This is a genomic window from Paraburkholderia phytofirmans OLGA172, assembly GCF_001634365.1.
Classification (GTDB): Bacteria; Pseudomonadota; Gammaproteobacteria; order Burkholderiales; family Burkholderiaceae; genus Paraburkholderia.
In genome coordinates this window covers 1,198,299-1,211,740 of the sequence record NZ_CP014578.1, presented here as the reverse complement: position 1 = coordinate 1,211,740, position 13,442 = coordinate 1,198,299, and the positions used below count along the sequence as shown (strand labels likewise).

The 13,442-nt window shown below is 61.8% G+C and carries 12 protein-coding genes and 1 tRNA gene; all 13 read right to left on the bottom strand.

The annotated features are described in order from the left end of the window. Positions 1 to 8: 8 nt before the first annotated feature. The 13 genes from nuoH to pnp all read right to left on the bottom strand — a co-directional run bounded on the left by nuoH (position 9) and on the right by pnp (position 13,367). Positions 9 to 1,073, bottom strand: a complete 1,065-nt coding sequence (gene nuoH, locus AYM40_RS05215) for an NADH-quinone oxidoreductase subunit NuoH (RefSeq protein WP_063495297.1) — start codon at positions 1,071 to 1,073, stop codon at positions 9 to 11. After that, positions 1,074 to 3,407, bottom strand: a complete 2,334-nt coding sequence (gene nuoG / locus AYM40_RS05210; RefSeq protein ID WP_063495296.1) for an NADH-quinone oxidoreductase subunit NuoG — start codon at positions 3,405 to 3,407, stop codon at positions 1,074 to 1,076. It abuts the gene before it with no gap. A 122-nt stretch (positions 3,408 to 3,529) separates the two neighbouring features. Next, a complete protein-coding gene (nuoF, locus tag AYM40_RS05205; protein WP_063495295.1) occupies positions 3,530 to 4,858 on the bottom strand; it encodes an NADH-quinone oxidoreductase subunit NuoF in 1,329 nt (442 codons plus the stop codon). Continuing rightward, positions 4,855 to 5,340 carry an NADH-quinone oxidoreductase subunit NuoE gene (gene nuoE, locus AYM40_RS05200; protein WP_063495294.1) on the bottom strand — a complete coding sequence of 162 codons (486 nt, stop codon included), beginning with the start codon at positions 5,338 to 5,340 and terminating at the stop codon, positions 4,855 to 4,857. The genes nuoF and nuoE overlap by 4 nt, the downstream gene beginning before the upstream one ends. Before the next feature lie 131 nt (positions 5,341 to 5,471). Further along, positions 5,472 to 6,725: an NADH-quinone oxidoreductase subunit D gene (locus AYM40_RS05195; RefSeq protein ID WP_063495293.1), complete on the bottom strand. Its 1,254-nt coding sequence runs from the start codon at positions 6,723 to 6,725 to the stop codon at positions 5,472 to 5,474. A 9-nt stretch (positions 6,726 to 6,734) separates the two neighbouring features. Continuing rightward, positions 6,735 to 7,337, bottom strand: coding sequence for an NADH-quinone oxidoreductase subunit C (locus AYM40_RS05190; RefSeq protein WP_063495292.1), 603 nt, complete (start codon positions 7,335 to 7,337; stop codon positions 6,735 to 6,737). 21 nt (positions 7,338 to 7,358) lie between these two features. Next, positions 7,359 to 7,838: a NuoB/complex I 20 kDa subunit family protein gene (locus tag AYM40_RS05185; protein WP_006052903.1), complete on the bottom strand. Its 480-nt coding sequence runs from the start codon at positions 7,836 to 7,838 to the stop codon at positions 7,359 to 7,361. A gap of 63 nt (positions 7,839 to 7,901) precedes the next feature. After that, positions 7,902 to 8,261, bottom strand: a complete 360-nt coding sequence (locus AYM40_RS05180) for an NADH-quinone oxidoreductase subunit A (protein ID WP_007175615.1) — start codon at positions 8,259 to 8,261, stop codon at positions 7,902 to 7,904. Positions 8,262 to 8,422: 161 nt separating this feature from the next. Beyond that, positions 8,423 to 8,507 (bottom strand) — tRNA-Leu (locus AYM40_RS05175). A gap of 112 nt (positions 8,508 to 8,619) precedes the next feature. Beyond that, positions 8,620 to 8,997 carry a preprotein translocase subunit SecG gene (gene secG, locus AYM40_RS05170; protein ID WP_063495291.1) on the bottom strand — a complete coding sequence of 126 codons (378 nt, stop codon included), beginning with the start codon at positions 8,995 to 8,997 and terminating at the stop codon, positions 8,620 to 8,622. A gap of 82 nt (positions 8,998 to 9,079) precedes the next feature. Then, positions 9,080 to 9,859, bottom strand: coding sequence for a triose-phosphate isomerase (tpiA, locus tag AYM40_RS05165; RefSeq protein WP_063495290.1), 780 nt, complete (start codon positions 9,857 to 9,859; stop codon positions 9,080 to 9,082). A 133-nt stretch (positions 9,860 to 9,992) separates the two neighbouring features. Continuing rightward, positions 9,993 to 11,009, bottom strand: a complete 1,017-nt coding sequence (locus AYM40_RS05160; protein ID WP_063495289.1) for an NAD(P)H-quinone oxidoreductase — start codon at positions 11,007 to 11,009, stop codon at positions 9,993 to 9,995. A gap of 210 nt (positions 11,010 to 11,219) precedes the next feature. Continuing rightward, positions 11,220 to 13,367: a polyribonucleotide nucleotidyltransferase gene (gene pnp, locus AYM40_RS05155; RefSeq protein ID WP_181448406.1), complete on the bottom strand. Its 2,148-nt coding sequence runs from the start codon at positions 13,365 to 13,367 to the stop codon at positions 11,220 to 11,222. Positions 13,368 to 13,442: the final 75 nt, after the last annotated feature.

Here is a 13,442-nt window from a genome sequence, read left to right as displayed (position 1 = left end):
TCCGCCCTTTATTTCCAGATATTCAACGGCGACATGATCCAGAAGCCGACCACGATGAGCCACACCACGCAAACCGGAATAAAAATCTTCCAGCCCAGACGCATGATCTGGTCATAGCGATAGCGCGGGAACGTGGCACGCGCCCAGATGAATACCGACAGCAGCAGGAAAACCTTGGCGACGAGCCATACGATGCCCGGGACGAACGACAGGAAGCCGAACGGTGCGCTCCAGCCGCCGAGGAACAGTGTTGCAGCCAATGCCGAGATCACGATCATGTTGATGTACTCGGCGAGGAAGAACAGCGCGAACGCCATCCCCGAGTAATCGATCATGTGGCCCGCGACGATTTCCGACTCCCCTTCCACCACGTCGAACGGGTGACGGTTCGTTTCGGCGATGCCCGAGATGAAGTACACGACGAACATCGGCAGGAGCGGCAGCCAGTTCCACGACAGGAAATTCAAGCCGTAGCCGGCGAAGATGCCGCGCTCCTGCGACGTCACGATATCCGACAGATTCAGGCTGCCCGAGGTCATCAGCACGACGACGAGGGCGAAGCCCATCGAGATTTCGTACGAGACCATCTGAGCGGCCGCGCGCATGGCGCCGAGAAACGCGTATTTCGAGTTCGACGCCCAGCCCGCCAGGATCACGCCGTACACACCGACTGACGAAATCGCCATCGCGTACAGGAGACCCGCGTTGATGTCGCCGAGCACCGCGCCCGCCTGGAACGGAATCACCGCCCACACCGCGAAGGCCGGCACCACCACCATGATCGGCGCGATCATGTAGATCCAGCGGCTCGCCTGGGCCGGCTGGATCACTTCTTTCAGCAACAGCTTCAGCACGTCGGCGATCGGCTGCAGCAAGCCTGCGGGGCCCACGCGGTTCGGGCCGAGACGCACGTGCATCCAGCCGATCAGCTTGCGCTCCCACAGAATCAGGTACGCCACGCACAGCAGGATCACGACGGCCACCACCAGGATGCGCACCAGTGCCCACACCGTGGGCCATGCCACACCGAGAAGCTGGGTGCCGCCCGAGTTGATCGTATCGAACAAGCTCATTTACGCCTTCTCCACCAGCAGTTCACCGAACAGGCTGCCCAGCGCTGCACCGGCAGGCGTAGCCGCCGATACGCGGACGACCGTCTCCGCAAGATTCGCGTCGCGCACGGCCGGCAACTGCACCGATTGCTCGCCCTGGCGCACGCGCACGGCGTCGCCTTCCTTCAAACCCAGTTTGTCGAACAGCGCAGCGGGCAGACCGGCCGAATTCGCGGCACGTGCCGCTGCCGTCAGATGCAGCGACTCGGCGCGACGCACCAGCGCGTCGGCGTGGTAAATCGGCACGTCGGCGATACGTTCGAACCGGCCTTCCGCGGCCTTCGCTGCCTTGCCGCGTGCAACCGTGACGCCCGTCCTGTTCGACAGACGCGACCTGATCCCGCCATCGCCGAGGGCTGCCGTGCGCACTTCTTCCGACGTGTCGAATTCGAAGCCCGGCACACCCAGCAGGCTGCCCAGCACACGCAGAACCTTCCATGCCGGACGCGTGTCGCCGAGCGGGCGCACGACGCCGTTGAACGTCTGCACCGTCCCTTCGGCATTGACGAACGTGCCAGCCGTTTCCGTGAACGGGGCGATCGGCAGCAGCACGTCGGCGTAGTCGGCTCCGATCTGGAACGGCGACATCACAACGACCATTTCAGCCTGCTTCAGCGCGGCCAAAGCCTGCGCCGGATTGGCGGTGTCGAACTCGGGTTCGACGTTCAGCAGTACATAACCCTTGCGCGGTTGCCCGAACACTTCGCGAGCGTTCAAACCGCCCTCGCCCGGCAATGCGTTCACCAGATGCGCGCCGACCGTGTTGGCGGCTTCCGTCAGGAAGCCCAGCGTTGCGCCGGTCGCGTCCGCGATCCATTGCGCCGCCGCGTGAATCGCGGCGAAGTCCGGATGACGGACCGCACCGTTGCCGAGCAGCACCACGCGGTGTGCGCCGGTGGCGAGCGACTTCGCGACCTGTTTGTCGGTGTCCGTCGGTTGGGTGCCGGCGAAGGCTTCCGGCAACGCCGCGCCGTTTGCTTCCGCGACCGCGCCGGCGATGCCGGCCAGTGCGTCGAGCCATGCCGACGGTGCGGCAACCACGCGGCGCGCCTGCGGAATCATCGCGTCGTCATTGGTGGCCTGCACGAGCGTGAGCTTCGTACCGCTCCGGGCAGCCTGACGCAGACGCGCGGCGAACAGCGGATGATCGCGGCGCAGATCCGAACCGATCACCAATGCGGCGTCGAGGTTCGACAGATCGGCGATCGAGGTGCCGAGCCACGGCGCACCGTTGACGGGTGCGGAGAAATCCGACTGACGCAGACGGAAGTCGACGTTAGGCGTGCCGACCGCCTGGGCCAGCTGCTTCAGCAGGAACAGTTCTTCGACCGTGCTGTGGGCGCTGCCGAGCGCGGCCAGCGCATTCGCGCCGTGCTCGCCCCTGATGCCCTTCAGACCCTTGACCACGTATTCGAGCGCGGTTTGCCAGTCGGTCTCGACCCACTTGCCGCCTTGCTTGAGCATCGGCTGCGTGAGGCGTTCCGGGCTATTCAGGGCTTCGTACGAGAAGCGGTCCTTGTCCGAAATCCAGCATTCGTTGATGGCCTCGTTTTCGAACGGCAGAACCCGCATCACGCGGTTGTTCTTGACTTGCACCACCAGGTTCGCGCCGACGGAATCGTGCGGGCTCACCGACTTGCGGCGCGACAGTTCCCACGTGCGGGCGCTGTAGCGGAACGGCTTGCTGGTCAGCGCGCCCACCGGGCACAGGTCGATCATGTTGCCCGACAGTTCGGAGTCGACCGTCTTGCCGACGAACGACGTGATTTCCGAATGCTCGCCGCGGCCCAGCATGCCGAGCTCCATCACGCCGGCCACTTCCTGGCCAAAGCGGACGCAACGCGTGCAGTGAATGCAACGCGACATTTCTTCCATCGAGATCAGCGGGCCGACGTTCTTGTGGAACACCACGCGCTTTTCTTCGCTATAGCGCGACGACGACTTGCCGTAGCCCACCGCCAGATCCTGCAGCTGGCACTCGCCGCCCTGGTCGCAGATCGGGCAATCCAGCGGGTGGTTGATCAGCAGGAATTCCATCACGGCTTGCTGACCCTTCACGGCCTTGTCCGACTTGGTGCGCACGATCATGCCCGCCGACACCGGCGTGGCGCATGCGGGCACCGCCTTCGGCATCTTTTCGACATCGACCAGACACATCCGGCAGTTGGCCGCAATCGACAGCTTCTTGTGATAGCAGAAGTGAGGAATGTACGTGTCGACCTTATGCGCAGCCTGGATCACCATGCTGCCTTCAGGCACTTCTACTTTCTTGCCGTCTATTTCAAGTTCAACCATGATGGTCAATCTTCCTTAACCTGTTACCGCTCAATCGTTCGCCCTGTTCAGCGCCCGTGTCAGGCGATGAATCCCGCGGATGACGTGTTCTGGTGCGCTATCTGGTGTACTTATCCGGGCACTCAGGCAGCCACTGTTTCCGCCGCCGCTGCCGCGCCGGCGTGACCGCCGACGAGGCAACGCTTGTGGGCGACGTGATATTCGAATTCGTCCCAGTAGTGCTTGAGCATGCCGCGAACCGGCATGGCCGCTGCATCGCCGAGCGCGCAAATCGTGCGGCCCATGATGTTCTCGGCGACCGAGTTCAGCAGATCCAGATCTTCCGGACGGCCTTGCCCGTGTTCGATACGATGCACGACGCGATACAGCCAGCCGGTGCCTTCGCGGCACGGCGTGCACTGACCGCATGACTCTTCGTAATAGAAATACGACAGCCGCAATAGCGAACGCACCATGCAACGCGTTTCGTCCATCACGATGACCGCGCCCGAGCCGAGCATCGAGCCCGCCTTGGCGATCGAGTCGTAGTCCATGTCCATCTGCATCATCATGTCGCCCGGGATCACCGGCGCCGACGAACCGCCAGGAATCACGGCCTTGATCTTCCTGCCGCCGCGCATGCCGCCGGCCAGTTCCATCAGCGTCGCGAACGGCGTGCCGAGCGGAATTTCATAGTTGCCCGGACGCTCGACGTCGCCTGCGATCGAGAAAATCTTCGTGCCGCCATTGTTCGGCTTGCCGATTTCGAGGTAATTCTGCGGACCGATCGCGAGCAGGAACGGCACCGCGGCGAACGTCTCGGTGTTGTTGATCGTGGTCGGCTTGCCGTACACGCCGAAGCTCGCCGGGAACGGCGGCTTGAAGCGCGGCTGGCCTTTCTTGCCCTCGAGCGATTCGAGCAGCGCGGTCTCTTCGCCGCAGACGTAGGCGCCGTAGCCGTGGTGTGCATGCAGTTCGAACGAGAAGCCCGAACCCATGATGTTGTCGCCGAGGAACCCGGCGCGGCGCGCTTCGTCCAGCGCCTGTTCAAAGCGCTTGTAGACTTCCCAGATTTCGCCGTGGATATAGTTGTAGCCGACCGTGATGCCCATCGCGTACGCGCCGATGGCCATGCCTTCAATCAGCGCATGCGGATTGAAACGCAGGATGTCGCGATCCTTGAAGGTGCCCGGTTCGCCTTCGTCCGAATTGCAGACGAGGTACTTCTGCCCCGGGAACTGGCGCGGCATGAAGCTCCATTTCAGACCGGTCGGGAAACCCGCACCGCCACGGCCGCGCAGACCCGATGCCTTGACGTCGGCGATCACCTGCTCGGGCGGAATCTTTTCTTCCAGAATGCGGCGCAGCTGGGCGTAACCGCCGCGCGCCACATAGTCTTCGAGATGCCAGTTGTCGCCGTTCAGGCCGGCGAGAATCAGCGGTTTGATGTGACGATCGTGTAAAGACGTCATTTCGAAAGCTCCTCGAGCAGCTGGTCGATCTTCGCGCGGCTCATGAAGCTGCACATGCGATGGTTGTTCACCAGCATCACCGGCGCATCGCCGCACGCGCCCATGCACTCACCTTCTTTCAGGGTGAACCTGCCGTCCGCCGTGGTTTCGCCGAAGTCGATGCCGAGCTTCTGCTTCAGATAGTCAGCAGCGCTGTCGGCGCCGCCATCCGGGCCGAGCTGGCACGGCAGGTTCGTGCAGAGCGTGATCTTGTACTTGCCGACCGGCGAGGTCTCGTACATCGTGTAGAAGGTCGCCACCTCCTGCACGGCGACCGCCGGCATGCCGAGATAGTCCGCGACGAACTGCATGAGTTCGGGCGACAGCCAGCCATGCTCTTCCTGAGCAGTGGCCAGCGCCGACATCACGGCGGACTGTTTCTGATCGGCGGGATACTTCGCGATCGCACGATCGATTTCTTTCAGGCCTTCAGCTGAGATCATTTTCAGACACGACTCTTTCAATTCCTACCGAACGAAAACCTGTCGCGCGTTGCATGGTGCGACAGACCCGGCGTTCCTTTGACTGACGCGCGCTGCGGTGCAATCCGCAGACGCGCGCTGATGAATACGTCCTAGCGATCCACTTCGCCGAACACGATGTCCTGCGTGCCGATGATCGTCACAGCGTCGGCGATCATGTGACCGCGCGCCATTTCATCGAGCGTGGACAGATGCGCATAGCCCGGCGCGCGAATCTTCAGGCGATACGGCTTGTTCGCGCCGTCCGAGATCAGGTAGATACCGAACTCGCCCTTCGGATGTTCGACCGCAGCGTAGGCCTCGCCTTCCGGCACATGGAAGCCTTCCGAGAAGAGCTTGAAGTGGTGAATCAGCTCTTCCATGTTCGACTTCATGCCAACCCGCGACGGCGGCGCAACCTTGTGATTGTCGATCATCACCGGCCCCGGATTCCTGCGCAGCCACTCAATGCACTGTTTCACAATCCGCGTGGACTGGCGCATTTCTTCGACACGAACCAGATACCGGTCATAACAGTCGCCATTCACGCCAACCGGAATGTCGAAATCGAGCTTGTCGTAGACTTCGTACGGCTGCTTCTTGCGCAGATCCCACTCGATACCCGAGCCGCGCAGCATCGCGCCGGTCATGCCGAGGTTCAGCGCCCGCTCCGGGCTGACCACGCCGATACCGACCAGACGCTGCTTCCAGATCCGGTTGTCGGTGAGCAGCGTTTCGTATTCGTCGACGCACTTCGGGAAACGCGTGAAGAAATCGTCGATGAAGTCGAGCAGCGAACCTTGACGGTTCTCGTTCATCCTCGACAGCGCCTTTGCATTGCGGATCTTCGACGCCTTGTATTGCGGCATTGCGTCAGGCAGATCGCGGTACACGCCACCCGGACGGTAGTAAGCCGCGTGCATCCGTGCACCGGACACCGCTTCGTACACGTCCATCAGGTCTTCGCGTTCGCGGAACGCGTACAGGAAGACCGCCATCGCGCCGACGTCGAGTGCGTGCGCGCCAATCCACATCAGGTGGTTCAGCACCCGCGTGACTTCGTCGAACATCACGCGGATGTACTGCGCGCGAACCGGCACCTCGATGCCGAGCAGCTTTTCGATCGCCATCACGTAGCCGTGCTCGTTGACCATCATCGACACGTAGTCGAGGCGGTCCATATACGGCACGGACTGGATGAAGGTTTTGGTTTCCGCGAGCTTTTCGGTCGCGCGATGCAGCAGGCCGATGTGCGGATCGGCGCGCTGGATGACTTCGCCGTCGAGTTCGAGCACGAGGCGCAGCACACCGTGCGCAGCCGGATGCTGCGGGCCGAAGTTGAGCGTGTAGTTCTTGATCTCTGCCATGGCGTTCTCTTAGTGTTTCAGACCGCCATAGCGATCCTCGCGGATCACGCGCGGCGTGATTTCCCGCGGCTCGATCGTCACGGGCTGATAGACGACGCGCTTCTCTTCCGGGTCGTAACGCATTTCGACGTAGCCGGAGACAGGGAAATCTTTACGGAACGGGTGACCAATGAAACCGTAGTCGGTCAGGATGCGGCGCAGGTCCGGGTGACCCTCGAAGATGATGCCGTACAGGTCGAATGCTTCGCGCTCGTACCAGTTGGCCGAACTCCAGATATCGACGACCGACGCGACGATCGGCACTTCGTCGTCCGGCGCGAACACGCGCAGACGCACACGCCAGTTGTTCTGCACCGACAACAAATGCAGAACGGCCGCGAAACGCGGGCCATCGTATGCGCCATCGGCGTAGGTCTGATAGTCGACGCCGCACAGATCGACCAGCTGCTCGAAACCGAGCGAGCGGTCGTCGCGCAGACGCGTTGCCACATTGATGTAGTCGCTCGCCTTCACGACGATCGTCAACTCACCGATTGCCTCGGTGGTGCTCAGCAGGAGGCCGCCAAAGGCCGCCTCGAGGTTCGCTTTCAGGGTCTCGAGTTTGCTTGCCATATTGTGGGGGAGGCGTTGGCCTTATTGACGGGCGATGGTGTTGGTGCGACGGATCTTGGCCTGCAGCTGGATCACGCCGTACACCAGCGCTTCCGCCGTAGGCGGGCAGCCCGGCACGTAGACGTCGACCGGCACGATCCGGTCGCAGCCGCGCACTACCGAATAGGAATAGTGGTAGTAGCCGCCGCCGTTCGCGCACGAGCCCATCGAAATCACCCAGCGCGGCTCGGCCATCTGGTCATAGACCTTGCGCAGCGCCGGCGCCATCTTGTTGCACAGCGTGCCGGCGACGATCATCACGTCCGACTGGCGCGGACTCGGACGAAATACCACGCCGAAACGGTCGAGGTCATAACGGGCAGCGCCCGCATGCATCATCTCGACCGCGCAGCACGCGAGACCGAACGTCATCGGCCACAACGAGCCAGTGCGCGTCCAGTTGATCAGTTTGTCTGCCGTAGTGGTGACAAACCCTTCCTTCAAGACCCCTTCGATACTCATTTGCTTTCCACTCCAGACGGGGCGGCAAGCCTTGGCCACCCACGCAAACCGGCGATTAATCCATCATTCCCAGTCGAGGCCGCCCTTCTTCCAGATATAGGCAAAGCCCAGCAGGAATTCGAGCAGGAAAATCATCATCGCCATGAAGCCGGGCCAGCCGATATCGCGCAGGGCCACACCCCACGGGAACAGGAACGCGGTTTCAAGGTCGAAAATGATGAAGAGAATGGCGACGAGGTAGTAACGCACGTCGAACTTCATGCGCGCATCTTCGAATGCTTCGAAGCCGCACTCGTACGGTGCGTTTTTCTCGGTATCGGGCTTGTTGGGACCGAGGATCTTGCCAATGCTGACCAGTGCTACGCCTAAACCGGTGCCCACAATGAGGAACAACAAGACGGGGAAATAGGCTGCGAGGTTCAAGACTATCCTCTATCGGTTGGTTCTGAATGCCGCCAAGAGCATAGCACTCCTGACGCGAAATCACTTCGGCAACGTACATGCCGCAAGCCCAACGCAAGCCGCGCGTCAGAAGTGAAAATGCCAGCCGAAGCGAAGCAAGCGGCTGGCATTTAGATAACATTTGGTGCCGACGGCGAGACTCGAACTCGCACAGCTTTCGCCACTACCCCCTCAAGATAGCGTGTCTACCAATTTCACCACGTCGGCACTAACTGCAATCCGGGAAAACAACTTATAAAACCCGCGAATCGCTTCAAGACTTAGATTGTAACTGGTTTAAACAGTTTGTTCAACGCACCAAAGCACATTTAACGAAAATTTATTTCGGCACATCCGTAGCCGGGACGGACGCAGCCGATGCCGGCAATACTGCCGAACCGCCGGCCGGCGCGGACGCAGCGGAAGGCGCGACAGGCGCAGTCACAGCCGCGCCCAGCAAGCCTGCGGACGGTTTTGCACGATACGCGCCGAGGTATGTAAGCGTCAATGTGGTTACAAAAAACACGGCCGCGAGCACGGCCGTGGTACGCGACAAAAAGTTTGCCGAACCGGTCGCGCCGAACAGACTGCCCGATGCGCCGCTACCGAAAGCAGCGCCCATATCGGCGCCTTTGCCGTGTTGCAGCAAGACAAGGCCGATGACCCCAAGTGCCGACAACAGCTGAACGACGATAATCAATGTTTTCAAATACAGCATCACACTCACCTGAGTCTTTATTTAACCGCGCCACACAATGTGTGCCGCGCGGGATTGGGTCATCCTCGCCAAGGCGCCCCGCTTAACCAGCGACGCTCGTCGCGGCCGCCGCCCTGCAGATCGCCAGGAAATCCTGGTCTTTCAACGACGCGCCGCCGATCAGGCCACCATCGATATCCGGCTCGCGGAACAATTCTTCCGCGTTTTCCGGCTTCACACTGCCGCCATACAACACCGGCACATCCGCCACCGCCGCGCCCTTGGTCGCCAGACGCGAACGCAGGAACGCATGCACTGCCTGCGCCTGATCCGATGTAGCGCTCTTGCCGGTACCAATCGCCCAGACCGGCTCATACGCGACGACGATGCGTGCCGCGTCATCCACCGACAGCTTCGCCAACACTTCATCCAGTTGCGCGCCGACTACCTGCTCCGTCGAACCGGCTTCACGCTCTTCGAGCGTTTCGCCGACACACACGATCGGGGTCAAACCCGCTTCCAGTGCACGCTGCGCCTTCACCGCAACCAACTCTGCGCTTTCACGGTGATAAGCACGGCGCTCCGAGTGCCCAACGATCACGAGCGTGGCGCCGAAATCCACCACCATTTGCGCAGCCACTTCGCCGGTATAGGCCCCATGCGTGAATGCGGAGACGTCCTGCACGCCCCACACGACCTTGCTACCTTCCAGTAGTGATTGAGCCTGCGCGAGATAAGGGCACGGCACGCAGACACCGACGCGCACGTCAGCCGGCAATTCGGCCGCACCTTGCGCCACTGCCTGCAACAGCGTCGCATTCTCGGCGAGGCGCCCGTGCATCTTCCAGTTACCGACTACCAGCTTGGCTCGTTGTTTCGACATCGTCTCGTCTTGTCTTGGCGGCGGACTTGGTTTGCGCCTAGTTCGCGCTATTTAGCCCGCCTTTCGGATTCATGCGGCGCGCGCAAAACGCGCAATTTTACTGCGTGGGGTGGATCGGGTCAAACTGGCCGCGTCAAGCGTCCTGGCCCCAAGTCAGCACGATCTTGCCGACGTGCGTGCTGCTCTCCATCAGCGCGTGCGCTTCGGCGGCCCGCGCGGCCGGAAACACACGGTGCACCACCGGCTTGATGCGGCCATCTTCAAGGTGTGGCCACACGCGCTCTTTCAATTGCGCGGCGATCTTCGCCTTGAACTCGACCGGCCGCGGACGCAACGTCGAACCCGTCACCGTCAAACGGCGGCGCAGCACTTCGCTCAGATTCAACTCGGCTTTCGCGCCGCCCAGCAAGGCGATCAGCACGATGCGCCCGCCGTCGGCCAGTGCGGTCAACTCACGGGGCACATAACTGCCCGCCACCATGTCAAGGATCACATCGACACCGCGATCGTTCGTCAGCGACTTGATGACCTCGACGAAATCCTCAGTCTTGTAGTTGATCGCACGCTCCGCACCGAGCGCTTCGCACGCACGGCACTTCTCGTCCGATCCGGCCGTGGCGAACACGCGAAAACCCAGCGCATGCGCGATCTGAATCGCTGTCACACCGATGCCGCTGGAGCCGCCCTGCACCAGCAGCGTCTCGTTCGACGCGCTTTCGCCGCTGCCGAGTTGCGCACGGTCGAACACATTGCTCCACACCGTAAAGAATGTTTCCGGCAGCGAAGCCGCCTCGACATCCGACAATCCAGCCGGCACCGGCAAGCACTGCAGCAGCGGCGCGGTCGCATATTCCGCGTAGCCGCCGCCCGCGAGCAATGCGCACACGCGGTCACCCACTTTCAGACCAAACGGATTATTCTTCTCGTCGATGGCGCCGCCGACGATCTCACCCGCCACTTCCAGCCCCGGCAGGTCCGAAGCACCCGGCGGCGGCGCGTAACCCCCTTTGCGCTGGAACACGTCCGGACGGTTGATGCCGGATGCCGCCACCTTGATCAGCACCTCGCCCGCTTTCGGCTGCGGCATGGGCCGCTCCGCCAGCTTGAGGACTTCAGGCGCGCCGAATTCAGTGATTTCGATCGCTTTCATTTGCGTCTACTCCAAGATTGGATTGCGTTGCCTACTGGCAGGAAGTGGCGGAAATCGTCAGAACTGCGACGAAGCGCTTCATGCAGACAGAGTACCCGTTTGTGCCGGTTTGCACCCGCTTGCGCCTGCTTGCAACGCAATCCACCCTGCACCCTTCATGAAAAACGGCCGGCACGCATTCGCGCTGCCGGCCGTCGCCTTACTACAGCATTACTGCGGCGTCGGCTCGCCTTGCGGCGCGCCGTTCGCGGCGTCGTTCAGCAACGCCTTGGCCGACAAGCGCACGCGGCCCTTTTCGTCCGTCTGGATAACCTTGACCTTCACTTGCTGGCCGTCCTTCAGGTAGTCGTTGATGTCCTTGATACGCTCGTTGGCGATTTCGGAGATGTGCAGCAGACCGTCCTTGCCCGGCAGAATGTTCACGATCGCGCCGAAATCGAGCAGCTTGAGCACGGTGCCTTCGTAGACCTGGCCCACTTCGACTTCCAGCGTGATGTTCTCGATACGCTTCTTCGCTTCGGCCATCCCTTCGCTGCTCGTGCTGGCGATGGTGACGACGCCGTCGTCCGAAATATCGATCGTCGTGCCGGTTTCTTCGGTCAGCGCGCGGATCACCGAACCACCCTTGCCGATCACGTCGCGGATCTTTTCCGGATTGATCTTGATGGTGATCATGCGCGGTGCGTAGTCCGACAGCACCGTGTTCGCACCCGACACCGCCGAGGTCATCTTGCCAAGGATGTGCATACGGCCTTCCTTCGCTTGCGCGAGGGCGACCTGCATGATTTCCTTGGTGATGCCCTGGATCTTGATGTCCATCTGCAGGGCGGTCACGCCTTGCTCAGTACCCGCCACCTTGAAGTCCATGTCGCCGAGGTGATCTTCGTCGCCGAGGATGTCGGTCAGCACGGCAAACTTGTTGCCTTCCAGGATCAGGCCCATCGCGATGCCGGCGACGTGCGCCTTCATCGGCACGCCGGCGTCCATCAGGGCGAGGCAGCCGCCGCACACCGAAGCCATCGACGACGAACCGTTCGATTCGGTGATTTCCGAAACGACGCGGATCGAGTAGCCGAATTCGTCGGCGCTCGGCAGGCATGCAGCCAGCGCGCGCTTGGCCAGACGGCCGTGACCGATTTCACGGCGCTTCGGCGAACCGACGCGGCCCGTTTCGCCGGTCGCGAACGGAGGCATGTTGTAGTGGAGCATGAAGCGTTCGCGGTACTCGCCTTCGAGCGCGTCGATATTCTGCTCGTCGCCCTTGGTGCCCAGCGTTGCGACCACCATAGCCTGCGTTTCGCCACGCGTGAACAGTGCCGAGCCGTGCGTACGCGGCAGCACGCCGGTACGGATTTCGATCGGGCGCACGGTGCGCGTGTCGCGGCCGTCGATACGCGGCTCGCCGTTCAGGATCTGCGTACGGACGATCTTCGCTTCGATGTCGAACAGCACGTTGCCGACGCTAGCCTTGTCCGCTGCAACCGTGCCGGCTGCCGCTGCTTCTTCTTCCAGCTTGGCCGACGTCGCTGCGTAGACTTCCTTCAGCTTGGCCGATCGGGCTTGCTTGTCGCGAATCTGATAAGCGGCGAGCAGTTCGGCTTGCGCCAGTTCCGACACGCGGGCGATTAGCGGCTCATTCTTGGCAGCCGGCTTCCAGTCCCATTCCGGCTTGCCGCCTTCGCGAACCAGTTCGTGGATCACGTCGATCGCGACCTGCATTTGTTCGTGGCCGAACACCACTGCGCCGAGCATCACTTCTTCGGTCAGTTGCTGTGCTTCCGATTCCACCATCAGCACCGCGCGTTCCGTACCGGCGACGATCAGATCGAGTGCCGATTCCTTCATCTGCGGACGCGTCGGGTTCAACACGTATTCGTTATTGATGTAGGCCACGCGTGCTGCGCCGACCGGGCCGTTGAACGGCAAACCGGAAATGGCGAGCGCCGCCGACGCGCCGATCAGCGCGGGGATGTCAGCGGGGATTTCGGGGTTCAGCGACAGGACGTGGATCACGACCTGGACTTCGTTGTAGAAGCCTTCCGGGAACAGCGGGCGGAGCGGTCGATCGATCAGGCGCGAGATCAGCGTTTCGCCTTCCGACGGGCGGCCTTCACGGCGGAAGAAACCACCGGGGATCTTGCCTGCAGCGTAGGTCTTTTCGAGGTAATCGACGGTCAGCGGGAAGAAGTCCTGACCCGGCTTGGCGGTCTTGGCGCCGACCACAGTCGCCAGCACAACGGTGTCTTCGACGTCGACGATCACCGCACCGCTCGCCTGACGAGCGATTTCGCCCGTTTCGAGGCGAACCTTATGTTGGCCCCACTGAAATTCCTTGACGATCTTATTGAACATAGTCATTGCTTTTCCTCTTCGTTATGCCGCGCGGACCAGAAGCGGCGCGGCAACGCCAGGACCGGCGCCACACGGGAAGAG

What these genes read in the sequence shown, in the direction of transcription:
- tpiA (WP_063495290.1), bottom strand. Translation starts at nt 9,859, where the DNA reads ATGTCGAAACAACGAGCCAAGCTGGTAGTCGGTAACTGGAAGATGCAC.
- nuoG (WP_063495296.1), bottom strand. Translation starts at nt 3,407, where the DNA reads ATGGTTGAACTTGAAATAGACGGCAAGAAAGTAGAAGTGCCTGAAGGC.
- AYM40_RS05160 (WP_063495289.1), bottom strand. Translation starts at nt 11,009, where the DNA reads ATGAAAGCGATCGAAATCACTGAATTCGGCGCGCCTGAAGTCCTCAAG.
- AYM40_RS05190 (WP_063495292.1), bottom strand. Translation starts at nt 7,337, where the DNA reads ATGGCAAGCAAACTCGAGACCCTGAAAGCGAACCTCGAGGCGGCCTTT.
- nuoE (WP_063495294.1), bottom strand. Translation starts at nt 5,340, where the DNA reads ATGATCTCAGCTGAAGGCCTGAAAGAAATCGATCGTGCGATCGCGAAG.
- pnp (WP_181448406.1), bottom strand. Translation starts at nt 13,367, where the DNA reads ATGACTATGTTCAATAAGATCGTCAAGGAATTTCAGTGGGGCCAACAT.
- nuoH (WP_063495297.1), bottom strand. Translation starts at nt 1,073, where the DNA reads ATGAGCTTGTTCGATACGATCAACTCGGGCGGCACCCAGCTTCTCGGT.
- secG (WP_063495291.1), bottom strand. Translation starts at nt 8,997, where the DNA reads ATGCTGTATTTGAAAACATTGATTATCGTCGTTCAGCTGTTGTCGGCA.
- nuoF (WP_063495295.1), bottom strand. Translation starts at nt 4,858, where the DNA reads ATGACGTCTTTACACGATCGTCACATCAAACCGCTGATTCTCGCCGGC.
- AYM40_RS05185 (WP_006052903.1), bottom strand. Translation starts at nt 7,838, where the DNA reads ATGAGTATCGAAGGGGTCTTGAAGGAAGGGTTTGTCACCACTACGGCA.
- AYM40_RS05195 (WP_063495293.1), bottom strand. Translation starts at nt 6,725, where the DNA reads ATGGCAGAGATCAAGAACTACACGCTCAACTTCGGCCCGCAGCATCCG.